Origin of the sequence: Pseudomonas parafulva NBRC 16636 = DSM 17004, assembly GCF_000730645.1 — a bacterium.
GTDB lineage: Bacteria > Pseudomonadota > Gammaproteobacteria > Pseudomonadales > Pseudomonadaceae > Aquipseudomonas > Aquipseudomonas parafulva.
The window spans coordinates 198,228-222,254 of the sequence record NZ_BBIU01000007.1 but is presented as its reverse complement, the minus strand read 5'-3'; the positions used below and the strand labels follow the sequence as shown (position 1 = coordinate 222,254).

Sequence of the window (24,027 nt, the reverse complement as noted above, 5' to 3'; positions counted from 1 at the left end):
CAGGCTCAGATTTTTAGATAAAAACCATATCAGATACCCGGCCATGTGCTGCAGGCCTCAGATTATGGAGCCTGGAGCGGTGGTCTTCAGATGCCTGCGGCTATCGACCGCACCTGCAACGGTGAGGGCGTCGGCCTCCGCCTCGGTGATCGGCACCCGGTGATCGGCCAGCGCCGCAACGGACATGCGCAGGCGCTCGTCGGTGATGATTTCAATGTCAGGGCCTTGGGCCTCCAGCCGCACGCCGTCCGAGACGAGCAGGCAGCGCTAGGTTTCGGGGTTGGTTTCGACAGGCATGGGATGTCCTCCTTGGTAGGTGATCGGTGGACCACCGGCACCGGCGGGTTACTGCATCCACCCGCCGGCCGGCACTTTGTGCCCCGCTTCACGGTCCACACTGCACTGGCTGGCTCGCGCAGAGGCGGCCGCCGTTCAACAACACACTATCAGTGAGGGAACACGCGACGTGGAGATTATCTGGCAGGCAATCATGATCGAATTTGCCGATGTCACTGACGCGCGTGAGGTGACACGCATTTTGGTGCGCCTGTTGATGGCCGCGCTGTTGGGCGCCGTGCTGGGGTTCGAGCGTGAGCACAGGGGCAAGTCGGCGGGGGTGCGTACGCACATGCTGGTTTCTCTGGGCGCTGCGTTGTTCGTCCTGGCACCGAGCATGGCGGGCGCTGACGAGCAGGCCATGAGCCGGGTCATCCAGGGGATAGTCGCGGGCATTGGTTTTCTGGGCGCGGGTACAATCCTGAAGGGCAACGGCCGTGACACCAGCCACGTCAAGGGCCTGACCACGGCTGCGGGGCTGTGGATGACAGCGGCCATTGGCACGGCTGCCGGTATGGGGCGGGAGGCCACAGCGCTGATCAGCACGGTGCTGGCATTACTGGTACTGGGGTCGATGCCGGTGCTGGTAGAAAAAGCCGAGGGGCAGGATGAGGAGAAACGCGAGGAGGAGGAGGGCAGGAAGCACTGAGGGGAGCCGAAGCTCCCCTCAAAGCGTTGTTGCCTGCTCTTTGTTTCTTATTATTGGGACCGGCCTGTTGTTGTTTTTGTCAGCCTGCCCTGGTGGAGCGGGTGGCCCCCACCCGGGGCCAAGAGCAAACGTATTTTTTTGAGCGCTGACCTGCTTTCATCACTGCTGATACGAACCTGGCTGCGGCTACCTGAAGGTAGTTTTATTGTTCTGTGCCAAGCCGCGGGGCGTGCCCCGAAAAGCCTATCGACTCCAAAAAGATCTGCTTGCTACGCCTCTGCCGTGTTGTTCTTGTTATGTCAGAGCCGTTACCTGTTGTTCTTATTGATCGCTGCTTTGTTGTTCTTGTTGTACGAAAGATATAGCAGGGTGCGTGCCAACTTTTAAAAAGCCTTATAAATCAGTTATTTGAAAAATTTAGGTCTGCTCTGGCAGCACTAAATGCTGTCCAGATGTTTCCCTGATACCCGCTTTTTCACGTCACCTGCACAGGCCGGTAACACTCGACGCACACCTGCGTGACACCTTGATGAATCACTGCGCACGGCGGGCGCGTGCCACCCGCGAGCCATTATGCCGGCCAAGGATGCCACTGATGCGCTCACCCGCTGCAACCAGGCGGCCCAGATCGATGCCGGTGTCGATACCCAAACCCTGCAGCAGGTAGACCACATCTTCTGTGGCCACATTGCCGGTCGCGCCCTTGGCATAGGGGCAGCCACCCAAGCCCGCTACCGAGCTGTCGAATACGCTGATACCTTCCAGCAGGCTGGCATAGACATTGGCCAGGGCCTGGCCATAGGTGTCGTGGAAATGCCCGGCCAGCTGCTCGCGGGGCACTTGCGCCGACACCACCTCGAACAATCGCCGGGTATCGCCTGCTGTACCAGTGCCAATGGTGTCGCCCAGCGAAACCTCGTAACAGCCCATGTCGTACAACGCCTTGGCGACGGGGGCTACCTGCTCGGCCAGGACCGTCCCTTGATAGGGGCAGCCAAGCACGCATGAAACATAACCACGGACCCTGATGCCCTGGGCCCGGGCAGCCTCCATGATCGGCTCGAAGCGTTTCAGGCTGTCACTGATGGAGCAGTTGATGTTGCGCTGCGAAAATGCTTCGGAGGCGGCAGCGAACACCGCCACCTCCCTGACACCCGCAGCAACCGCATCTTCGAACCCGCGCAGGTTAGGTGCCAGGGCCGCATAGGTGACACCCGCGCGTTGGCCGATGGCGGCAAACACCTCGGCCGAGCCTGCCATCTGGGGTACCCATTTTGGCGACACGAAGCTGCCCACTTCGATGTAGCTCAGGCCCGCAGCGGTGAGGTCGTCCACCAGCCTGACCTTGTCTGCAACGCTAATGGGCTGCGCTTCGTTCTGCAGCCCGTCACGGGGGCCTACTTCAACCAGTCGGGCATATTGGGGCAATGGCATGTCGGGGTTCCTGTGGGTCAATGGCGGGCGTTATTCTCGAGCGTGGTGGCCAGCGCTTGCTCGCAGCGCTCCTGGGCGGTGTCCAGCTCAAGCTGCATTTGATGGATATCGAGCATCTGCTGCTCCAGCTGCGCGCGGCGTTCGGCGATTTTGGCCAGCATGCTGGTGAGCTGCTTGAGGTTGCCGCCCGACGGGTCGTACAGCTCGATCAGTTCACGGCACTCGGCGAGGGAAAACCCGATGCGCTTGCCGCGCAGGATGAGCTTGAGGCTGACCTTGTCACGTGCCGAATAGATGCGTTCAAGGCCCCGTCGCTCGGGGCGCAGCAGGCCCTGTTCCTCATAAAAGCGGATGGCGCGGGTGGTGATATCCAGCTCGCGGGACAGGTCGGAGATGCTGTAGGTCTGGGTACTCATGCGGTGACTCTGGATAGGGTACGGGGTAATCCTGAAGGCAGGTTGACGTTTACGTCAAGTGCAAGCGAAGGGTCTGTGGTTGGCAGGGTTGAGATAGCCGCGGTTTTGTTCGAACTGCGTGAGGCCTGTATCCTCTGCGCTTTTGCCAAAGGGGGCTAGGCTGGCTTGAGGCCCCGCGCAGGAGGCGACTACATGAAACCTGGAACCCCGTTGATCGGCACGCTGTGCCTGCTCCTGGCGTCTGCACCAACGTGCGCCGATCAGGTGCTGCCTGCACCACCGGAACTCAGCTCCGGCTACCGCGGCGGCCTGCAACCGGTCACCGCGAGCAAGCACATGGCGGCGGCTGCCAACCCGCTTGCCAGTGAGGCAGGGCGGGCGATACTGCGTGCAGGTGGCAGCGCCATCGATGCTGCAATTGCCATGCAAATGGTGCTGACCCTGGTCGAGCCTCAATCCAGTGGCATTGGCGGTGGCGCGTTCATCCTGTACTGGGATGGCCAACAGGTGCAGGCATTCGACGGGCGCGAAACAGCGCCGGCAGCGGTGAGCGAGACGCTGTTCCTCGGCCCTGATGGCACGCCCATGCCGTTCCGCGAGGCGCAGATCGGTGGCCGTGCTGTCGGCGTGCCGGGTGTGCTGCGGGCCTTGGAACTGGCCCATGCCCAGCATGGCAAGCTGCCTTGGCGCGCGCTGTTCGCGCCAGCGATTACCTTGGCCCGCGACGGTTTCCCGGTATCTGAACGGCTGCACACGCTGTTGGCCGGCGACCCCTATGTTGCCCGCTCACCGGCCATGGCCCGCTACTTTCTCGATGAGCATGGGCGGCCGCTGGCGGTCGGGACCCTGCTGCGCAACCCTGAGCTGGCGCACACCCTGGAGCAGATCGCCGAGCAAGGGGCCGGGGCGTTCTACCAGGGCGACATTGCCCAAGCCATCGTCACAACCGTGCAGGCCCACACCAATGCGGGCTACCTGACACTGCAGGACCTGCAGCACTACCAGGCCAAGCAGCGCGAGCCGGTGTGTGGCCCCTACAAGGCGTGGCGCATCTGCGGCATGCCGCCGCCGTCTTCAGGTGGGGTAGCGGTGCTGCAGACCTTGGGCATCCTCGACGCACTGCAAACAACATCGTCAGCCAATGACCTGGCCCGCCTGCCACCGCAGCCTGTGCCGTCCGCTGCCCGGTTGGAGGCAACGCCCCGCGCGGTGCACCTGATCGCCGAAGCTGAGCGCCTGGCCTATGCCGACCGCGCGCAATACCTAGCCGATAGCGATTACGTTCCGGTACCGGTGAAGGCCATGACCGACCCTGCCTACCTGAGCCGCCGTGCGGCGCTGGTGGGGGAGTACAGCATGAAGCGGGCCCGCCCGGGGCAGCCTCAGGGCGCCAGCCTGGCACTGGCGCCTGACCGTTCACCGCTGCGCATCTCCACCTCACACGTCAGCGCTGTCGATGACCGTGGTCAGGCCCTGGCCATGACGACGTCGGTTGAGGCGGCGTTCGGTTCACACCTGATGGTCAAAGGGTTCTTGCTGAACAATCACCTTACCGACTTTTCATTCATCGCCCAGGAGCAGGGCAGGCCAGTGGCCAACCGTGTGCAACCCGGCAAGCGGCCATTGTCAGCCATGGCGCCGACACTGGTGTTCGCGCGCGGCAGCGGCGAATGGGTGGCAAGCCTTGGCTCACCGGGCGGTTCGCAGATCATCGGCTACGTGAGCAAGGCCCTGATCGGCCTGCTGGACTGGAAGCTGAACCCGCAACAGGCTGCCGGCCTGCCCAACTTCGGCAGCCGTAATGCGGGCACTGAAGTGGAGGCCGGCCTTACTAGCCCGGCGCTGATACGGCAACTGGCGGCCTGGGGGCACGACGTGACGCCCATGGCGATGACCAGCGGGTTGCAGATCATCCAGCGCAGCGCAGCAGGCTGGGTGGGCGGTGCGGACCCGCGACGCGAGGGGGTTGCGGTCGGTGACTGAGTGCTTTGCAGGCTTTGGGCGAGCGTGCTAGAACGCAGCCTCTGCATTTGGGAAATGAATGTCACCATGACCGCCGGCGCCAAATCGAATACAGCCTTGTTCGACCTCGACCTGCTGCGGGCCATCGTGGTGGTGGCCGACTGCGGCAGTTTCACCACGGCGGCCACACGGCTGCACTCCACCCAGTCGACCATCAGCCAGAAGGTGCGGCGCCTGGAGGATATGGTCGGGCACCGCTTGCTGGTGCGTGGCAACCGCGACGTGCTGCCCACTGACGCCGGGCAGACGCTGCTGGGCTATGCCCGGCACATGTTGGCCTTGAATGACCAAATGCTCGAGGCCCTGGCCGGCGCCATGGTGGGCACCACGGTGCGCTTGGGCGTGCCCGAGGACTTTGTCGGCGGGCGCACCACCAACGCCCTGTCGGCCTTCAGCCGCCAGCACCCGCAAGTGAAGCTGGAGGTGACCAGCGGCTTGTGCCGCGACCTGAGCCAGGCCTACGACAACGGCGAGCTGGACCTGATGCTGCTCAAGCAGCGGCGGGGCACCCGTGAAGGCATCGCCTCCTGGCCAGAACGCCTGCAATGGATAGACAGCGCACGGCAACCTGCTTTCGAGCTGGACCCGGTGCCACTGGTGACGTTCCCGCCACGCGGGCTGTACCGCGAGGACATGATCAATGCCATCGAGAGCACTGGCAGGCGCTGGCGCATCAGCTTCACCAGCTCGAGCCTCAGTGGTATCCAGGCAGCGGTGGCCGATGGCATGGGCATCAGCCTGCTGCCACCCCGGGCGGCCACGGCTGACCACCAGATTCTCGGCGCCGGGCAAGGGCTGCCAGCGATAGACAGCTATGAAATCGTCATCGTCCACCGGTCGGCAGCGGACGCCATGGTCAAGGCATTGGCCGGTGTGCTGCAGCAGTTGCTGGCAGGCGGCAGCCTCTAACAAGTGTTTCAGGCTGTGGCAGGATGGAATGACTGGCATGGGGCGTAGTCCCATGCTTTACGTGGGTACGACGCCCGCCCTTTTCAGCCAAGGAGAACCCCTATGAAAGCAGCTGTATTCGCCGCATTGCTGGCCACCACCGGCCTTGCCCAGGCCGCGCAGACGGTGGAGCTGAAGCTCGCAGGCCCCGACGGCCCAGGCAAGTCGATCGGCACCATCAGCATCGAGCAGAACAAGTATGGCACCTTGCTCACGCCTGATCTGACGGACCTGCCGCCTGGCGTGCACGGTTTCCACCTGCATCAAAATGCATCCTGCGCGCCGTCTGAAGACGCCGGCAAGGCCGTACCGGCGGGGGCTGCCGGTGGGCACTGGGACCCAGACAAAACCAACGCACACAAAGGCCCGTACGATGACAGCGGCCACCGCGGTGACTTGCCTGCCCTCTATGTAGGTGCAGATGGCAAGGCAACCTACCCGGTACTGGCGCCGCGCCTGAAGGCTGAGGACTTCAAAGGCCATGCCCTGATGGTGCATGCCGGCGGTGACAACCACAGCGACCACCCTGAGAAGCTGGGTGGCGGTGGTGCGCGGATGGCGTGCGGGGTCGTTCAGTAACCCCGCCGCAAACGGGCGCTTCTCGCGCAGTCGGGGCCGGCAAGCGGCCCCGATGCATCAGCGCTTGGGGTTCAGCGTCAGGTGTACGTGGCGGTTCACGTCCTTGTACAGCAGGTAGCTGAAGTTACCTGGGCCACCGGCATAGCAGGCTTGCGGGCAGAAGGCGCGCAGCCACATGAAGTCGCCAGCTTCCACCTCGACCCAGTCCTGGTTCAGGCGGTAAACCGCCTTGCCCTCCAGCACGTACAGGCCATGTTCCATCACATGGGTTTCGGCGAACGGGATCACGCCGCCTGGCTGGAAGGTAACGATGTTCACGTGCATGTCATGGCGCATGTCGGCCATGTCCACAAAGCGCGTGGTAATCCAGCGGCCTTCGGTGCCGGGCATTTCGATGACGGTGGCGTTGTCGCGGTGGGTCACGAACGATTCAGGCACGTCGAGGCCTTCCACCTTCTGGTAGTGCTTGCGCAGCCAGTGGAATGTGACGTTGGCCTTGCTGTTGTTGCGCAGGCTCCATTCAGCACCCGGGGCCAGGAATGCATACCCGCCCGGCACCAGGGTGTGGTGCTTGCCTTCCACGGTGATATCCAGTTCACCTTCGACGATGAACACCACCGCTTCTGCGTTGGGGTCCAGTTCAGGCCGCTCGCTGCCGCCTTCCGGTGCGACTTCGACGATGTACTGAGAGAAGGTTTCGGCAAAACCGGTCAAAGGCCTGGCGATGACCCACATGCGCATCTTGTTCCAAAAGGGCAGGTGGCTGGTGACGATGTCACGCATCACGCCTTTGGGAATCACAGCATAGGCTTCGGTGAACATGGCACGGTCAGTCAGCAGCTCGGTTTGAGCCGGGTGCCCACCGTGGGGGGCGAAGTAGGTGTGTTTCGACATGGATGATCTCGACTTGTTGTTCTATCCCCATGCCGTGAACCGCACCGGCCGGTGCGGCGCAGGGGACGTGGCGACAGAATAGGGGCGAGCCGTGCGCATCCACAAATTAAATGTTGGAATACCCGGTATTTGCTGGCTGAATACTGACGTGCTGCCCCACGTGCTGGCCGGGCAGCCTGTCACCGTTGCCAAACAGCTTGTTGCGCAACGTACCGTCGGCATATTGCAGCGGGTAGCGGCCGCGCCGCTGCAACTCCGGCACCAGCAGTTCCACAACGTGGGTCAGGTCGTCCGGCTGTACGGCATAGGTCAGGTTGAAACCATCGATACCGGTCTGGTCCATCCAGTGCTCCAGCTGGTCAGCCACCTCTGCCGGCGTGCCGAGCAGTACCGGGCCGCGCCCACCCAGGCCAATGAACCGTGCCGCTTCGGCAACCGTCCAGCGCCGCTCTGGGTCGGCCGCGGTGAAGGCCGCCAGCGCCGCGCGGCCGGCGTCGTTTTCCACGTATTCGATGGGCGCGTCAGGGTCCAGGCCTGCGAAATCGATGCCCGTCCACCCGGACAGCAGCGCCAATGCAGCATCCAGGTCCACGTACCGGCGGTACTCATCGAAGCGGGCCTGGGCCTCGTCATGGGTAGGCGCAACGATCAGCAGCGCCTGGGCGTAGATCAGCACCTGATCACGGCCACGACCCACCGCCGCAGCGGCCTGGCGCACGCCGTCGGCGTAGCGGCGCAGCACCGTCGGCGTCGGCCCGCTAATGAACACGCATTCGGCATGCCGCGCCGCAAATTGCTGACCGCGTGCCGACGCACCGGCCTGGAACAGAACCGGTGTACGTTGTGGCGACGGCTGGCACAGGTGCATGCCCGGCACCTGGAAGTGCTCCCCAGCATGTTCAATGGGGTGCACGCGCGAGGGGTCGGTGTAACGGCCGCTTGCACGGTCCAGTACCACGGCATCATCCTCCCAGCTTTTTTCCCAAAGCTTGTACAGCACCTCAAGGTACTCTTCAGCCAGGTCATAGCGTTCATCGTGCCCCAATTGCCTGGGCAGCCCCAGGTTGCGGGCGGCGCTGTCCAGGTAGCCGGTCACGATGTTCCACCCCACGCGCCCATTGCTCAGGTGATCGAGCGTGGACATGCGCCGTGCGAACGGGTAGGGGTGTTCATAAGTGAGGGAAAAGGTCACGCCAAAGCCCAGGTGCTCGGTAACGCCTGCCATGGCAGGCACCAGCAGTAACGGGTCATTCACCGGCACTTGCACGCCACCGCGCAACGCCGCATCCGCGCTGCCTTGGTAGACATCGTAGATACCCAGCACGTCGGCGATGAACAGCGCATCGAACAAGCCCTTTTCCAGCAGCCGGGCCAGGTCGGTCCAGTAGCCCAGTTGGTTGAAAGCCACGCTGGTATTGCGTGGGTGGCGCCACAGGCCGGGGGATTGATGGCTGGCGGCATTCATGCTGAACGCATTGAAGCGGATAGGGCGGGGCATGGCAGGCAGGCTCCGGTTCAAGGCAGTACGGAAGTGGGATAAACCGCATCGGCCACCCGCAACTTGCGCGGAATCAGGCCAAGCCCCTGGAAGGTGTCCGCCAGCTTCTGCTGTTCGCCAACGATCTGTGGCGTGATGGGCACGGCATTGTAGTTGCGCCTTTCGCTGGCCACCTCCAGCACGCTGGCGCTGATACCCAGCTGTGGCGCCAGCAAGGCCGCGACGTCGGCCGGCTTGGTATTGGCCCACTGGCTGACCTTGGCCAGCTCGGCGAAGAACGTTTTGAGCAAGGCGCGGTTCTGGTCGGCAAATGGGGTAGTGGAGAGGTAGAAGGTGCGGTTGTTGGACAGGCCGGTGCCATCACGCAGGTTTTTCAGGCCGGGCTGCCTTTCGGCGGCAGCCAGGAACGGGTCCCACAGTGTCGCCGCCTGTACGCTACCTGATTGCAGCGCCGCCACAGCATCGGCGGCGTTGTTGACATAGGCGGGTGTGATGTCTTGGTAGCTCAGGCCGGCCTGCTGCAAGGCCACAGCCAGCAGGTATTGGGCGTTCCAGCCGCGGCCGGTGGCAACGCGCTTGCCCTTGAGGTCCTGCACGGCGGTCAGCTGGTCCTGTTCGCGCACCACCAGGCCGATGCCACGTGGGTAAGGCTGCTCGGCAGCCAGGTAGACCACCGGCTTGCCGGCAGCCTGGGCGAAGACCGAGGGGGCATCCGCTGCATGGCCGAGGTCGATGGCGCCTGTGCTAAGGGCTTCGAGCAACTGCGGCCCGGCAGCGAACTCATGCCAGCTCACTGTCACGCCTCGGGGTGCCAGGGCTTTTTCCAGTGCGCCACTGCCTTTGAGGATGTTGATGCTGTTGAACTTCTGATAACCGATACGCAGGGTTTTGGCCTCATCGGCCACGGCTGACGAGGTAGGGAGCAGTGCGCCGGCAAGGCCTGCCAGCAGACCGCCCACCAATAGGCGGCGCAGGGGTGAAAAAACGCGATTGGGCATGTCAGGTCTCCTGTTGCGAGGTGTATTGAATGCCGTCAAACCTAAGCAGCCAACCACAAACTTTCAATTTATATATTTCTAATGGCTATATCATTTTGTTATTTATATATCCTTTTGTTTTTTAATGATCGTCCTGCGCTCGACATTTTTTTCACATCTGGTTGGTAGGATCTCGCGCAGAATAATGGAGCCCCTGTATGCCGCTGACTCTGCGCAAGCGCAGCACCCGCCTGGCTTTTGCCGCCACCTCTGGCCTGGTGATCGCCACCCTCGGCTTTTTTGCCTGGCAAAGTTTCTACCCCGTACAAGCCGCATCTGGCTGGGATGTAGACGTGCTGCACACGGATGTCGCCAAGGCGGCATCGCTGTTGCCGCAGGCCGACGGCAGCCTGCTGGTCAGCCGTGAACTGGATGACGGCCGCGGCAGCATCCTGCGGATCACCGCCGACGGCGAGCGCAAAGTGCTCATCGATCAATTGTCCAAACCGGACGGCATGGTCGCCGCAAGAGGTGGCTGGGTGTTCAGCCAGGAAGGGGGGCTTGCGCCGGTCAGCCTGGCCCGTAACGGCCAGGTAACGCCGTTGTTCGACGGCATCGCCGTACAGGGCCTGTGGAATGAGGGTGACCACCTGTACGCTGTTGAAGACCGCAAGGGCGATGGCCGCCTGATGCGCTATGACTGGCGTAACGGGCACGTCGATGTGCTGCGCTCGGGTTTGACCGAAGCCGAAGGCCTTACCCGGTGCGACGGTCGCCTGTTGTACACCCAAAAGGCCGATGGCCGGGTGAGGGCATTGTCCAAGGACGGCAAAGACCCGGTCGTGGTCGAGGGCCTTAGCAACCCCACCTTCCTGTACTGCGACCAGCGGGGCCTGTGGATCAGCGAAGACAACACCCATCGGGCCCGGCTGCTGCGCATCCGCCCCAATGGCACGCAGCAGACCGTGCTGTCGTTCCTCAAGGCGCCGCAGTCGATCGTGGCCGACGGCAAAGGGGGTTACCTGCTCGCCGAAGGTGGGCGCAACCGCGTACTGCATTTGGCACCGCCCGCCGAGCCCACCCAGGCCGCCAACCAGTGATGGCAGGCGGCAGCCCAGCGACTAACGCCACGCTTCCCTGCACCGCCCGGCTCACGGATAATCCGCGCACATTCCAATAAAGAGCCTGTGAGTGGTATGAGTGATTCCATAGTCAGCCCCGGCACGCACGAACAAGAGCGGGGGCGCCGCACGCGCAAGAACAACCCCGAAAAAACCCGTGAGGACATCCTGCAGGCCGCCATCATCGAGTTTGTCCAGCAGGGCCTGGCTGGGGCACGGGTGGATGCCATTGCCGAACGCACCGCAACCTCCAAGCGCATGATCTACTACTACTTCGGCAGCAAGGAGCAGCTGTATTGCGAGTGCCTGGTCAAGCTGTATGGCGACATTCGCAAGACCGAGCAAAGCCTGGACCTGGAATCGTTGCCGGCCGAGCAGGCCATCCGCCGGCTGGTGGAGTTCACCTTCGATCACCATGACCGCAATGTCGACTTCGTGCGGATCATCTGCACCGAAAACATCCATTACGGTGAATACGTCAAGCAGTCACCAGTCATTCGCGAAATGAGTAGCCTGGTGCTGCAGGCGCTGGGCAACACCTTGCAGCGGGGCGTGCAGGAAGGCGTGTTCCGCGCAGGCATTCAGGTGATCGACCTGCACATGCTGATGAGCGCGTTCTGCTTCTACCGGGTGTCCAACCGGCATACCTTCGGTGAGATCTTCCAGATCGACTTGCTGGACGACGACATCAAGCAGCGCCACAAGGCGATGATCTGCGACGCAGTGCTGGGGTACATCCGCGCCTGAGCCGGCCCACCTGTGCAATGGGGGGCTCAGTCCCCCAGCCGCTGTTCACGTGAAGGCGGGTAGCCAAAATACGCTGCGTAGCATTTGCTGAAGTGGGACACCGACACAAAGCCACAGGCCACGGCCACCTCCATCACCGAGAGGTCGGAATACTGCAGCAGCCGGCGGCTCTTGGTGATGCGCAGCTCCATGTAGTACCGACGGGGTGACGTCCCCAGCTGCGCCTGGAACAGCCGGTCGATCTGCCGCCGCGAGCGGCCGCTGTAGGCCGCCAGCTGGTCGAGGCTGAGGGTTTCCTCCAGGTTGTTTTCCATCAGCTCGACAATGGTGCGCAGGTGCAGGCTCATCGATTTTTTCGCGCCTGGGCCAACCTGCCTGTAGCGGGCGCCCGAGAACGACAGAATCTCCTCTACACCCTCGGCGAGGCCGTCACCGTACAGCCTGCGCACCAGGCCCAACATCAGTTCCATGGCCCCATTGGGGCTGGCGGCGCTGAGGCGGTCGCGGTCGAGCGTGAAGCTGGCCGGGGTGATGCGCGTCTGCGGGCTGCGTTCCGACAGGCTGGCGCGTTGTTCGGGGTGGATACTGCAACCATAATCGTCCAGCACCCCGGCGCGGCCGAGAAACCAGGCGCCGTTCCACAGGCCGCCAAGGGCCATGCCCTGGCTGGCGCAGTCGTCCAGCAGGCGGTCCAGCTCCGGGTATTTCAGGGGTGTGCGCAGGCCGCCGCAGATCACCAGCAGGTCCAGGTGTTTGAGTGCCTGGGGCGACAGTTCGGTGGCCACCAGTTCCAGCCCCAGGTCACTGAGTACCCGGTCACCGTCGAGGGACAGCGGGGTGAACTGGAAGCTGTCAGCGCGCAGCAGGTTGGCCGTGACCAGCACGTCCATGGCCACGGTGAAGCTGGCCATGGAGAAGTGTTCGAGCAGGACGAAATCAACCCGATAGGGTGTCAGCGCGTTGGCGCTGGCAGACTTCAGCCTCAGCATGTTGCTGGTACTGGTCTTCTTGCTGAACTGACGTGCTGTGGCCACTCTGGACTCCGCTTGCTGGCTGGCCCGCTGAGTGTGGCCGGTGCCCCGGCGAAAGACAATCGCCTGGGTGGGCGTGTCTATGTGCAGGTCGCGTACAGGCACGCTGTCTGGCGGCACGCATTGTGGTTATGCTGGCGTCCCCGCCACTGAGGACGCCCTCATGAAATACGCCGTTGCCCTTCTGTTTTGTCTGTTACCGCTGTGGGCGCAGGCTGCCGAGCCGGGCAGCAAGCTGGCCCCCTGGACCTTGCTGGACCAATACGACCGCCCGTACACCCTGGATGCAGACACCCGCATTCTGCTGGTGGCGCGTGACATGGACGGCGCCAAGCTGGTCAAGGCCGCCATGGCCGAACTGCCCAAAGGGTATCTGGAGGCCCGGCACGCAGTCTTCGTGGCTGATATCCAGCGCATGCCAGCCCTGATCAGCAAGCTGTTCGCCGTCCCCGCAATGCGCGATTACACTTACCGTGTACTGCTTGATCGAGAGGGGCAGGTAGCCAGCCGATACCAGGGTGAGGCAGGGCAGGTGCAGTGGTTGCAACTGGACCGCGGCACATGGGTCAGCCAACGCAGCTTCGCCGACGCGCAGGCACTGCGCTCGGCACTTGAGCAGGCCCAGGCCACACAATGAACGGAACCCTGAGCCCTCGGCGTGCACCAATACAGTAAGTGCCATTGGGAGGATGCTCATGGAAATCGGAACAATGTGGTTCTTCGTCGCAATCTTCGTGGTTCTGCTGGAGACGTGGGCCATCTGGCACATCATCGGCAGCGACCGACGCGCAGAGCGCAAGATGCTCTGGGTGATCGTTGTAGTCTGGTTGCCTGTGCTGGGCCTTCTGGCCTGGGCGGTACGCGGGCCACGCGCCGTCAAAGGGCGCTCAGTGCTGGAAGAGAAGTAGGCAGCATCTAGTAGCGCGCCCCTGTTTAAACACTGAACGCTGTGATTGCAGCCCGTGCCAAGGCAAAGTGCCCTGGCACGGGCGCTTTCGTTTGGGCACGATCACGCTTGACCTTAAGCACGCTTGAGGTCTGATACTCCCGGCTCACATCAAACGACCGAGGGCGCACCGTGACTGACCCAGCTACCGTTGTTCTGAGCAATCCGCAAGGCCTCTACGACCCCACTGGCAATGGCTACTCCCATGTTGCGCAAGTGCCTGCGGGCAGCCGCTTGCTGTTCATTGCAGGCCAAGGGGGCGAAAGCGCCGAGGGGGTATTGTCAGCCAATTTCCAGGACCAAGCGCGGCAGGCGCTGGCCAACCTGGAGCTGGCACTCGCATCCGGTGGCGCCAGCCTGGGGCACGTGTGCAAGCTGACCCTGCTGATCGTCGACCACTGCCAGGAGCGCCTGGCCGAGTGGGTGGCAGAAGCGGACCGGGCGTGGGGTACGGCCATGAAGCCAACCTGCACGTTGATCCCCGTGCCGCGGCTTGCCCTGGATGGCATGCTGATTGAGATCGATGCAGTGGCGGTAGCGCCAGCCTCCTCCCAAGGTAGGTAGCGGCACCGTCATACTCTGCGGTATACCCCTCTGCAGAAGCCAGCTGCCGCTGGCATGACCGCAAACCGTTCTCAGAGGTGGCCACACCATGGGTTCAGGCACTACCACGCGCCCGGGCGACCAGATCGTAGCCTGGCTCGGGCCAGCACTGTTCAGCCTGGTGGCATTTGCCGCCAATTCCGTGCTTTGCCGCCTCGCGTTGAAGGGCGGGGCAGCCGACCCCGTGAGCTTCACCGTCATCCGCCTGGTCGGCGGTGCCCTGTTTCTGTTGCTGCTAACCCGCCTGCGCAAGCCCGCCTCGAGCCTGGGTGGCAGCTGGCGTGGGGCGCTGGCGCTGTTCCTATACGCCTTTCTGTTCTCTGCTGCCTATGTGCAGCTCAGTGCCGGCGCTGGCGCGCTGCTGCTGTTTGGCGCCGTGCAAATCACCATGTTCGGCTTTGCCTGGTACAGGGGTGAGCGGATAACGCTGCGGGTGCTGACCGGTATGGCATTGGCATTCGCGGGGCTGCTCGTGTTGTTGTTGCCTGGTGCGGCGGCGCCGGGGTTGTCCAGTGCCTTGTTGATGGCGCTTGCAGGGGTGGCCTGGGGCATCTACACCTTGCTGGGCAAAGGCTCACCACGGCCATTGGCTGACACCGCAGGCAACTTCGTGCGCAGCTTGGCATGCCTGGTGCTGCTGGCCCCGATGCTGTGGATGGGCAGTGGCCTGCAATTGTCGCTTTCGGGTTTTGGCTACGGGCTCGCTTCTGGCGCCATTGCGTCAGGGGCGGGCTACGCGGTGTGGTACAGCGTGGTACGCCGGATCAGTGCGCAGCAGGCCGCCACCCTGCAACTCAGCGTGCCGGTTATCGCGGCCTTGGGCGGGGTATTGGTGGTCGGCGAGCCGTTGTCCCTGCGCTTGGCGCTGGCTTGCGCGGTCGTGCTCGGCGGCATCGCCCTGGCCCTGAGCCCGCGCCGCTAGAAGAAACTGCGCTGCGCCTTGAGCGTGACCACGCTTTCGCAGTAGGTATTGATGCCGGCATAGGCATCACAACCGCCGCCGTTGAGGTTGGAATTGCTGTAGATCAGGTTGAGGTCGATCCCGAGCCAGGGGCGGGAGAGCTCCAGGGACCAGTCAGAAAACGCGCTGACCTGGCTGCCGTCACCAATGGTGAAGGGTGTTCCCAACTGATGGTGGGCCAGCTTAACGGTCAAGTCGGCGTTCAGCAGGGGGATCTGGCCGAAATCAGCGAACAGGGTGCCGGTACGGTTGCTGGGGTTGTCGCGCAGCGCACCGCCAAAACGGCTTCCCAGAACTGAAATACCGCCATACAAGGCGTGGCTGTCGGCGCCCGCGATATTGGGTTGGCTGTAATGGATAAGGCCTACTTCGTAGCCCAAGGTGCTGTCGAAGTGGTGTTTGTAGCCGATGTAGCTGTCCAGGCGCAGGGTGGAGCCGGGCGCTACGCCCATGCTGGGTGCGTACTGGCCCAGGTACCAGCCATTGGCATGGCTGAGGTCCAGCCCGCCATGAAAGGCGCCGGTGGCGCTGGGTGAGATCAGCCCTTGGGCCATGCTGCGCGAGGGGGTGGTACCGAGCGTGAAGTTGAAGTCGCCCAGTTCACGTTTCATCTGCTGCGCCATTAGCGCCGGGCTGAACAGCAATGCAGCGCCTAGCAACAGAAGGGGCCTGGTCATGGTCTTCGTCCTGGGAGGCTTGCGTTTGAGCGGCCAAGGATACCTGCACGGGGCGTGCATGAAAACCGTTCTGAACCGATGCTGCTGCGCAGCCCTTGCAGGCTGCGCAGCCGCGGATCAGGCGACTTTGACGATCCAGCCTGCTGGGGCTTCCACGTCACCGCTCTGGATGCCGGTCAGCTCGTTGTAGAGCTTCTGGGTAACCGGGCCGACCTTCTCCAGGTCGTGGAACACATGCAGCTTGCCGTTGTACTCGATGCCGCCGATGGGCGTGATCACCGCAGCGGTACCGCAGGCGCCGGCTTCGACGAAACGGTCCAGGTTGCTGATCTCCACATCGCCTTCGACCACCGTCAGGCCCAGGCGCGATTGCGCCAGCTCCATCAGCGACAGGCGGGTAATGCCCGGCAGTACCGAGGCAGACTTCGGGGTGACGAATTCGTTGTTGCCCGTAATGCCGAAGAAGTTAGCAGAGCCCACTTCCTCGATTTTGCTGTGGGTCAGCGGGTCGAGGTAGATGGCATCGGCGAAGTTTGCCTTTTTGGCTTCAGCGCCAGGTTGCAGGCTGGCCGCGTAGTTGCCGCCGACCTTGGCTGCGCCTGTGCCTTGGGGGGCCGCGCGGTCGAAGCTGGAAATCTGGAAGTTGTGCGGCTTCATGCCACCTTTGAAGTACGAGCCCACCGGGATGGCGAACACCGAGAAGATGAATTCCGGTGCAGTGCGCACACCAATGTTGTCACCGGTGCCAATCACGAACGGGCGCAGGTAAAGCGCACCTTTGCCATGGGGCGGCACGAACTTTTCATTGGCCTTGACCACCTGCTTGCAGGCCTCGATGAACACCTCGGTGGGAACATGGGGCATCAGCAGGCGCGCACAGCTGCGCTGCATGCGGGCGGCATTCTGGTCCGGGCGGAACAGGTTGATGGAACCGTCCTTGCAGCGGTAGGCCTTGAGGCCTTCGAAGCACTGCTGGCCGTAGTGCAGGGCGGTGGAGCCTTCACTGATGTGCAGCACGTTGTCGTCGGTCAGGGTGCCTTTGTCCCACTCGCCATTGCGCCAGACAGACAGGTAGCGTTTGTCGGTCTTGATGTAGTCGAAGCCGAGCTTGTCCCAGTTAATGCTTTCGTTGCTCATGACACCCTCGTTGTCTTGCTAGTGCCCGATCGCTCGGGCTGCTGTTATATGCGCACCTCGCCACCATAATACATCCGCAGCGGATCGGGAACGGCCAGTCGGAAAATGCCGCGTTGTCGGCTGCCTCTACAGTTTCAGGTACTCATCCAGGGCCAGTTGCTCAAGCAAGATGGCGTCGTGCGAAGCGATGATCAGGGCCCCGCGATATTGCCCGAGCATCGCCTGCACGGCCTCGAGCGAGGGCAGGTCCAGGTGGTTGCCGGGCTCGTCCAGCAACAACAGGTCCAAGGGCTGCTGGCGATAAAGGATCGCCGCCAGTGCGGCCTTCATGCGTTCACCTCCGCTGAGCAGGCTGCTGGGCAGGCCCACGCGGGTGGCGTCCAGGCCCAGTTGCGCCAGCCGGCTGCGCAGCTCGCCCTGGTCGAGTGCCGGGTTGGCCCGTTGCAGGTGTAGCAGCACGCTGTCGGTGCCGTTCAGCAGGGTGCAATGCTGGTCGAGCAGGGCGGCTTCGCCACTGAGCACCAGGCTGCCACCTGGTGAGGGCAGTTGCCCGTGGATCATGCGCAGCAGTGTGGACTTGCCGCTGCCGTTGGCCCCCACCAGGCCCAACCGCTGGCCAACCTGCATGCGCATTGTGACGGGCTGCTGGGTACCGTGGGGCAAGCGCAGGTCTTGCAGGGCCAGCACCTGCCGGCCGGCATGGCGCTGCGGGGTAGGGGCGTGTACGTGGATAGTGCTGCACTGTTCGGTATCACCCGCTGCTGTGCGGATTTCAGCCTGCATCGCCTGCTCGGCACTCAGGTGCTGGCGGCGCTGTTTGCCAAGCGTGGCCTGGCCCACCTGCTGGCGGCGGTCGACAATGATCTTGGCCTGGTTGGCAACCTTGGCGGTGCGCCCCGCCCGGGCCTGGGCCTTCTCAAGGTTTTCGCGCTGCTGCTGGCGGTCACGGGCCTGGCGAAGTTGTTGCCGTTTAAGGTGCGCCAGGTGCTGCTCGGCGTGGGTTGCCTCGGCACTTTTCTGCGCCAGGTAGTGGTTGTAATCCCCGCCGTACGCCCGCAGGCCCAGGCTGGACAGCTCAAGGATACGCGCCATGTGCCCCAGCAGTGTGCGGTCGTGGCTGATGACCAGCATGCCGCGGTCCCAGGCCTTGATCATGCCCAGCAGCTCGGCGCGCGCAGGGCCGTCGAGGTGGTTGCTGGGCTCGTCGAGTATCAGGTAGTCCGCGTCACTCAGCCAGGCCCCGATCAGCGCCACGCGCATGGCCTGGCCACCACTCAGGCAGCGCGCAGGCGTGCGCCAGTCGAGCTGGCCCAGGCCATGGCGTTGCAGCAGTGCCTGCAACTGCTCGCGGATGCCCCAGCGCTCGCCCACGGTGTCGAAGTCTGCGGCATCTACGCTGCCTTGTTCGATGCGTTGAAGGGCTGCGATCACCGGGCCCACCTGGGCCAGGTCGGCAACAGTGGCACTGTGCTCGATTACCTGCTGGCCCAGCAGATGCACGTGGCCCTGGCGCTGGCAGGTACCGCTGCTGGGCGCGCGCTGGCCGGCCATTACCTGGGCAAGCAGGCTCTTGCCCACGCCATTGCGTCCGACCAGGCCGGTGCGGCTGCGGTCGAAAGTGGCGTTGAGGTTGTGGAACAACAGCCTGCCATCGGGCAAGGCCAGGGTGACGCTGTCGAGCGTCAGGATAGATGGGTCGGTCATGAGCAACTCCACGAATGCCGCGACATCTCCGGAGTGAACCGGAGGCTGAAGGCTGGCCGTCGGACAGACGGCGGCATCAATGGCGCATTGGACGAACACCTCGTGGCAGGGGAGAGACCACCCTAGCGGAGAATCGGCAGAGGGTAAAGTGCATCGACTCGCCAGCAACGGCCGGCAGTGGTTGACCACCTGCCAGCCACTGCGTAGCCTTGCCGGTTCGAGGTTCTTCGGCCAGACCGAAGCTAAGACGGGAACGCGGTTCAAGCCGCGGCTGCCCCCGCAACTGTAAGCACCTTACGGATCGACACAGCCACTGCGCCACTGCGCGGGAAGGCGTCATCCCCCCAGCCTGTTCCCATTGCAGAGCGCTGGAACGGTGCAAGCCAGGAGACCTGCCTCGACACGTTTTCGACTTTAAACCGGGCGGGGTGATCCGGTGGCGAACACGCCCGGCCAGCATGGCCGCGGGCTGTCGTCCTGCATGCCCGCGCCACTCTGCCAAGGGCAACGCGACATGAAAACACTGGCCAAGCTACCTGTCACCATCGTCACCGGCTTCCTCGGCTCGGGCAAGACCACGTTGCTGCGGCACATGCTCGACAACGCCCAGGGCCGCCGCATTGCGGTTATCGTCAATGAGTTCGGCGAGCTGGGCATCGACGGCGACATTCTCAAGCAGTGCAGCATCGGTTGCACCGAAGAAGAGGCCACCGGCCGGGTTTATGAACTGGCCAACGGTTGCCTGTGCTGTACCGTTCAGGAAGAGTTCTTCCCGGTGATGCGCGAACTGGTGGCGCGGCGCGGCGACCTGGACCACATCCTGATCGAAACCAGCGGCCTGGCCTTGCCCAAACCGTTGGTCCAGGCCTTCCAGTGGCCAGAAATCCGCAATGCCTGCACCGTCGATGCGGTCATTACCGTGGTCGACAGCCCGGCAGTGGCTGCCGGCACCTTCGCCGCCTACCCGGAGCAGGTCGACGCCCAGCGCAAGCTCGACCCTAACCTGGACCACGAATCGCCACTGCACGAGCTGTTCGCCGACCAGTTGGCCAGTGCCGACCTGGTGGTTCTGAACAAGGCCGACCTGATCGATGCCGAGGGCCTGGCCAAGGTCCGCGCCGAAGTCGCCGAAGAGCTGCCAGCGGCAGTGAAGGTCGTCGAGGCCAATAGCGGCAAGCTGCCGCTGGAGGTACTGCTAGGCATGGGCGCGGAGTCCGAAGTGCACATCGACGGCCGCCGCACGCACCATGACAGCCACCACGACGGCGATGACCATGACGACCATGACCACGATGCCTTCGACTCCATTTCCATCGACTTGCCCGAAGCCGATGAAGCCTTGCTGCTGGGGGCCCTGACCCAACTGGTGGTGGAGTTCGGCATCCTGCGTGTCAAAGGCTTCGCCGCCGTACCCGGCAAGCCGATGCGCCTGCTGGTGCAAGGGGTGGGTACCCGTTTCGACAAGCACTTCGACCGTGCGTGGCGCGCTGATGAGCCGCGGGTGACGCGCATGGTGCTGATTGGCCAGGAACTGGATGCAGCCCAGCTGGAAGCCCGCCTGCGCCAGGCCCTGGGCGCCTGACCCATGCACTTGCTGCGGACCCAGCCCGGCGGCTTCGTGCCGGACGACAGCATTGCCGACCTTGGCCAGACACCTGCCGAGCTGGTAATTCTCTGCAGCGGCGATTCGCACCTGGCGTTGCTCGCCGACAGTGCCGAGCAACTGCCTGACGATTTCCCCACGCTGCGCCTGGCCAACCCCATGCAGGTGCAGAACCATGCGTCGGTTGACCTGTATGTCGACCAGGTGCTGCAGCACGCCAAGGTGATCCTGGTGTCGCTGCACGGCGGTGTCGGCTACTGGCGTTATGGTGTGGAGCAACTGGTTGGCCTGGCCGCCCGCGGCGTGCAGTTGATCCTGGTACCCGGCGACGATCGCCCCGACCCCGAGCTGACCGGCCTTGGCACGGTGCAGGGCGAGCAGGCCGAGCGCCTCTGGCACTACCTGCGCCAGGGCGGCAAGGCCAATGCCCTCAACCTGTTCCACTGCCTGGCCAGCCAATGGCTGGGCCGCGAGTATGCCTGGGATGAGCCACAGCCCCTGGCACGCACCACGGTGTATCACCCGGCCAAGGGCAGCGCCGCGCTGGAGGACTGGTACCCGCACTGGCACCCTGAGCACCCGGTCGCGCCGGTGCTGTTCTACCGCTCTCACTTGCAGGCGGCGAATACCGCGTTCATTGACGTGTTCTGTCAACGCCTGCAAGCCGCCGGCCTTAACCCGCTACCCATCGCCGTTGCCAGCCTGAAAGAGCCCGCCTGCCTCGAGCAGGTGGAGGCATGGCTGGATGAAGTGGGCGCTGAGGTGGTGCTCAATACCACCGGGTTTGCGTTGTCCAGCCCGGAGCGGCCAAACCTTCGGCCACTGCGGCGCGACGTACCGGTGCTGCAGGCGATTTGCGCGCAGGATAACCAGCCAGGCTGGGAAGCGAGCGAACAGGGGTTGGGCGCACGCGACCTGGCCATGCATATTGCCTTGCCTGAACTGGACGGGCGCATCATTACCCGCCCGGTCAGCTTCAAGGACATGGCCTGGCACAGCGAGCGCAGCCAGTCTGATGTGGTGTGCTACCGCGCCCACCCTGAGCGCATGGACTTTGTCGCCGAACTGGCCAGGCGCTGGGTGGCGCTGGCGCGCTTGCCCAACGGCCAGAAGCGTGTGGCGCTGATACTGGCCAACTACCCGACCCGCGATGGCCGCATCGGCAACGGCGTAGGCCTGGACACGCCCGCTGCCGCGCTCACTATCCTCCAGGCGCTGCGCGCCGAGGGGTACCCCCTGGCGGATCTGCCCGGCAGCGGCACGCAACTCATTCATGCGCTGCTCGGCGGCGTCACCAACGACCTGGACCAGCTCGACATGCGGCCCTGCGCGCAGAGCCTCGGCATGGCCGACTACCTGGCCGCGTTCGAGCGCCTGCCCGAGGCTAACCGGCAGGCTGTGCTGGAGCGTTGGGGCCCACCCGAGCAGGACCCGAGGTACCGCAGCGGCCGGTTGATGGTGGCCGGGCTGCGCTTTGGCCTGACCTTCGTCGGCATCCAGCCGGCGCGGGGCTACCAGGTGGACCCCAGTGCGGTGTACCACGACCCAGACCTGGTGCCCCCTCATGGTTACCTGGCTTTCTACTTCTGGCTGCGTCACGTCTACGCCGCTGATGCGGTGATCCACGTTGGCAAGCACGGCAACCTCGAGTGGTTGCCTGGCAAAGGGGTCGGGCTGTCGGCAACCTGTTGGCCAGATGCCTTGCTCGGCCCGCTGCCGAATGTCTACCCGTTCATTGTCAATGACCCGGGTGAGGGCGCCCAGGCCAAGCGCCGCACCCACGCGGTGATCATCGACCACCTGATGCCGCCGCTGACCCGGGCCGAAACCTACGGCCCGCTGCGCCACCTGGAACAACTGGCGGACGAGTTCTACGAAGCGCAGTTGCTGGACCCTCGCCGGGCGCGGGAGCTTCAGCGCGACATCCTCGAACTGGTCAAGGCCAACCACATCGACCGGGAACTGCAACTGGAGGGGCAACTGGACGATGCGACCGTGTGGTTGCCGCGTCTGGACACCTACCTGTGTGACCTCAAGGAGTCGCAGATCCGCGACGGCCTGCATGTCTTCGGCCAATCGCCTCAGGGCCGACTGCGCCTGGACACACTGCTGGCGCTGCTGCGGGTGGAGCGCGCAGATGGCCGGGGTGGCAACGCCAGCCTGTTACGGGCCCTGGCCAAGGTGCTGGTCCCGGGGTTCGACCCGCTCGACTGCGACTTGGGTGAGCCCTGGCAGGGCGCGCGCCCAGCCCAGTTGCAGGGCATTTGCGAGGCGCCGTGGCGCACCTGCGGCGACACCCGCGAGCGCCTGGAATTACTGGCGTTGCAGATGATCGAGCAAGCGCTGGAAGGCGTAGTCCCCTACCCGGATGGGGACCTGTGGCAGCCCGTGCATGAGGTGATCCAGGCCCTGCGCGAATCAGTCGCGCCGTGCCTGGACGCCTGTGGCGCAGCAGAAGTGCATGGCCTGCTGGCGGCACTGGCCGGCCGCTTCGTGCCGGCCGGGCCCAGTGGCGCGCCCAGCCGTGGCAGGCTCGACGTGCTACCAACGGGCCGTAACTTCTATACCGTGGACGTACGCAACCTGCCCACCACGACGGCTTGGCGCCTGGGCTTCGCGTCCGCCAACCTGATCCTTGAGCGGCACCTGCAGGAGCATGGCGACCACCTGCGCCAGTTGGGCCTGTCGGTGTGGGGCACGGCGACCATGCGCACAGGCGGTGACGACATCGCCCAGGCCATGGCACTGATGGGCGTGCGGCCCGTGTGGGCCACGGGCAGTCAGCGCGTGGACGATTTTGAAATCCTGCCCCTGAGCCTGCTGGACAGGCCGCGGGTTGACGTCACCCTGCGCGTGTCAGGGTTTTTCCGCGATGCGTTTGGCAACCTTATCCGCCTGTTCGACGCCGCAGTGCAGGCGGTGGCCGGGCTGGACGAACCCGACGACCTCAACCCGCTGGCAGCCCGCGTGCGCAGCGAACGGGCAACCCTGCAGGCGCAGGGCGTGGGCGCCGAGCAGGCGGCCCGCCAGGCGGGCTGGCGTATATTCGGGGCCAAGCCCGGTGCCTACGGCGCCGGGGTGCAGAACGCCATTGACGGGCAGCTGTGGCACACCCGCGAAGACCTGGCCGAGGTGTACCTGAACCACGGCGGGTATGCCTATGGCGCCAGCGACGAAGGCACGCCAGCCCGGGCGCAGTTTGCCCAACGGCTGGCACGTGTGCAGGCGGTGTTGCAGAACCAGGACAACCACGAGCACGACTTGCTCGATTCCAACGATTACTACCAGTTCCAGGGTGGCATGCTGGCAGCCTCCGAAACCCTGGTTGGGGCGCCGGTGGCCAGCTACCACGGTGACCACAGCCAGGTGGACCGGCCGCGTATTCGCACGCTCAAGGAAGAACTCAACCGGGTCATCCGCGCGCGCGCGTTGAACCCGAAGTGGATCGACGGCGTAAAGCGCCACGGCTACAAGGGCGCGTTCGAAATGGCAGCTACCGTGGACAACCTGTTCGCGTTCGACGCCACCACGCACCTGATCGACGACCATCATTATCAATCGCTGGCTGACGCCTACGTGCTGGACCCGGCAACCCGCGATTTCATGCGCGAGCACAACCCCGAAGCCCTGCGCGACCTCACCGAACGTTTGCTCGAGGCCCAGCAGCGTGGGCTGTGGCAGGCGCCGGGCGATTACCGCGAGGCTTTGGAAGAACAACTGCTCGATGGCGAGGAACAGGCTTGA

22 protein-coding genes and 1 riboswitch are annotated in these 24,027 nt (G+C 64.0%); of the genes, 12 read left to right on the top strand and 10 right to left on the bottom strand.

Annotated elements, in window-relative coordinates:
* Positions 1–57: 57 nt before the first annotated feature.
* Positions 58–261 carry a DUF3203 family protein gene (locus PPA02S_RS06710; RefSeq protein ID WP_042141405.1) on the bottom strand — a complete coding sequence of 68 codons (204 nt, stop codon included), beginning with the start codon at positions 259–261 and terminating at the stop codon, positions 58–60.
* Positions 262–466: 205 nt separating this feature from the next.
* Between PPA02S_RS06710 and PPA02S_RS06705 the strand changes: the two genes are divergently transcribed.
* Complete coding sequence (locus PPA02S_RS06705) at positions 467–985, top strand: MgtC/SapB family protein (RefSeq protein ID WP_028633854.1); 519 nt, start codon at positions 467–469, stop codon at positions 983–985.
* A 534-nt stretch (positions 986–1,519) separates the two neighbouring features.
* Here the strand turns inward: PPA02S_RS06705 and PPA02S_RS06700 are convergent.
* Complete coding sequence (locus PPA02S_RS06700; protein WP_028633855.1) at positions 1,520–2,419, bottom strand: hydroxymethylglutaryl-CoA lyase; 900 nt, start codon at positions 2,417–2,419, stop codon at positions 1,520–1,522.
* Between the two features lie 17 nt (positions 2,420–2,436).
* Entirely contained in the window at positions 2,437–2,835 is a 399-nt protein-coding gene (locus PPA02S_RS06695) for a MerR family transcriptional regulator (protein ID WP_028633856.1), read from the bottom strand.
* Positions 2,836–3,027: 192 nt separating this feature from the next.
* Here PPA02S_RS06695 and ggt point away from each other — a divergent pair, with 192 nt between their 5' ends.
* From ggt to sodC, 3 genes are all read left to right on the top strand, one after another.
* Positions 3,028–4,818: a gamma-glutamyltransferase gene (gene ggt / locus PPA02S_RS06690; RefSeq protein WP_028633857.1), complete on the top strand. Its 1,791-nt coding sequence runs from the start codon at positions 3,028–3,030 to the stop codon at positions 4,816–4,818.
* A 66-nt stretch (positions 4,819–4,884) separates the two neighbouring features.
* Positions 4,885–5,766 (top strand): LysR family transcriptional regulator, encoded by an 882-nt coding sequence (locus tag PPA02S_RS06685; RefSeq protein WP_028633858.1) that lies wholly within the window; start codon positions 4,885–4,887, stop codon positions 5,764–5,766.
* Positions 5,767–5,868: 102 nt separating this feature from the next.
* On the top strand, positions 5,869–6,384 hold the full coding sequence (gene sodC, locus PPA02S_RS06680) for a superoxide dismutase family protein (protein ID WP_028633859.1): 516 nt from the start codon (positions 5,869–5,871) through the stop codon (positions 6,382–6,384).
* A 57-nt stretch (positions 6,385–6,441) separates the two neighbouring features.
* On the opposite strand, the gene PPA02S_RS06675 is transcribed toward sodC, so the two are convergent.
* From PPA02S_RS06675 to PPA02S_RS06665, 3 genes are all read right to left on the bottom strand, one after another.
* The gene (locus PPA02S_RS06675; protein WP_028633860.1) at positions 6,442–7,278 is read right to left on the bottom strand and encodes a bifunctional allantoicase/(S)-ureidoglycine aminohydrolase; all 837 of its coding nucleotides are present in this window, start codon (positions 7,276–7,278) and stop codon (positions 6,442–6,444) included.
* A gap of 106 nt (positions 7,279–7,384) precedes the next feature.
* Complete coding sequence (locus PPA02S_RS06670) at positions 7,385–8,776, bottom strand: LLM class flavin-dependent oxidoreductase (RefSeq protein WP_028633861.1); 1,392 nt, start codon at positions 8,774–8,776, stop codon at positions 7,385–7,387.
* Positions 8,777–8,793: 17 nt separating this feature from the next.
* Positions 8,794–9,774: an aliphatic sulfonate ABC transporter substrate-binding protein gene (locus tag PPA02S_RS06665; protein WP_028633862.1), complete on the bottom strand. Its 981-nt coding sequence runs from the start codon at positions 9,772–9,774 to the stop codon at positions 8,794–8,796.
* Between the two features lie 197 nt (positions 9,775–9,971).
* Here PPA02S_RS06665 and PPA02S_RS06660 point away from each other — a divergent pair, with 197 nt between their 5' ends.
* Together PPA02S_RS06660 and PPA02S_RS06655 are read left to right on the top strand one after the other, a co-directional pair.
* Complete coding sequence (locus PPA02S_RS06660; RefSeq protein ID WP_028633863.1) at positions 9,972–10,853, top strand: NHL repeat-containing protein; 882 nt, start codon at positions 9,972–9,974, stop codon at positions 10,851–10,853.
* Positions 10,854–10,949: 96 nt separating this feature from the next.
* On the top strand, positions 10,950–11,621 hold the full coding sequence (locus tag PPA02S_RS06655; protein WP_028633864.1) for a TetR/AcrR family transcriptional regulator: 672 nt from the start codon (positions 10,950–10,952) through the stop codon (positions 11,619–11,621).
* Positions 11,622–11,647: 26 nt separating this feature from the next.
* Here the strand turns inward: PPA02S_RS06655 and PPA02S_RS06650 are convergent, their stop codons facing one another.
* Entirely contained in the window at positions 11,648–12,655 is a 1,008-nt protein-coding gene (locus tag PPA02S_RS06650) for a GlxA family transcriptional regulator (protein WP_028633865.1), read from the bottom strand.
* Positions 12,656–12,815: 160 nt separating this feature from the next.
* Between PPA02S_RS06650 and PPA02S_RS06645 the strand changes: the two genes are divergently transcribed.
* From PPA02S_RS06645 to PPA02S_RS06630, 4 genes are all read left to right on the top strand, one after another.
* Positions 12,816–13,289, top strand: a complete 474-nt coding sequence (locus PPA02S_RS06645; RefSeq protein ID WP_028633866.1) for a hypothetical protein — start codon at positions 12,816–12,818, stop codon at positions 13,287–13,289.
* Between the two features lie 58 nt (positions 13,290–13,347).
* A complete protein-coding gene (locus PPA02S_RS06640; RefSeq protein WP_028633867.1) occupies positions 13,348–13,560 on the top strand; it encodes a PLD nuclease N-terminal domain-containing protein in 213 nt (70 codons plus the stop codon).
* Positions 13,561–13,730: 170 nt separating this feature from the next.
* Positions 13,731–14,162, top strand: coding sequence for a RidA family protein (locus PPA02S_RS06635; protein ID WP_028633868.1), 432 nt, complete (start codon positions 13,731–13,733; stop codon positions 14,160–14,162).
* A gap of 88 nt (positions 14,163–14,250) precedes the next feature.
* Positions 14,251–15,123, top strand: a complete 873-nt coding sequence (locus PPA02S_RS06630; RefSeq protein ID WP_028633869.1) for a DMT family transporter — start codon at positions 14,251–14,253, stop codon at positions 15,121–15,123.
* Here the strand turns inward: PPA02S_RS06630 and PPA02S_RS06625 are convergent.
* The 3 genes from PPA02S_RS06625 to PPA02S_RS06615 form a co-directional block, all read right to left on the bottom strand.
* Positions 15,120–15,839 (bottom strand): TorF family putative porin, encoded by a 720-nt coding sequence (locus PPA02S_RS06625; RefSeq protein ID WP_028633870.1) that lies wholly within the window; start codon positions 15,837–15,839, stop codon positions 15,120–15,122. The genes PPA02S_RS06630 and PPA02S_RS06625 overlap by 4 nt on opposite strands.
* 117 nt (positions 15,840–15,956) lie before the next feature.
* On the bottom strand, positions 15,957–16,976 hold the full coding sequence (locus PPA02S_RS06620; RefSeq protein WP_028633871.1) for a branched-chain amino acid aminotransferase: 1,020 nt from the start codon (positions 16,974–16,976) through the stop codon (positions 15,957–15,959).
* A 126-nt stretch (positions 16,977–17,102) separates the two neighbouring features.
* A complete protein-coding gene (locus tag PPA02S_RS06615) occupies positions 17,103–18,680 on the bottom strand; it encodes an ATP-binding cassette domain-containing protein (protein WP_028633872.1) in 1,578 nt (525 codons plus the stop codon).
* Positions 18,681–18,883: 203 nt separating this feature from the next.
* Positions 18,884–19,094: riboswitch (cobalamin riboswitch) on the top strand.
* A 100-nt stretch (positions 19,095–19,194) separates the two neighbouring features.
* Between PPA02S_RS06615 and cobW the strand changes: the two genes are divergently transcribed.
* A complete protein-coding gene (cobW, locus tag PPA02S_RS06610) occupies positions 19,195–20,262 on the top strand; it encodes a cobalamin biosynthesis protein CobW (RefSeq protein ID WP_028633873.1) in 1,068 nt (355 codons plus the stop codon).
* A gap of 3 nt (positions 20,263–20,265) precedes the next feature.
* On the top strand, positions 20,266–24,027 hold the full coding sequence (gene cobN / locus PPA02S_RS06605) for a cobaltochelatase subunit CobN (protein ID WP_028633874.1): 3,762 nt from the start codon (positions 20,266–20,268) through the stop codon (positions 24,025–24,027).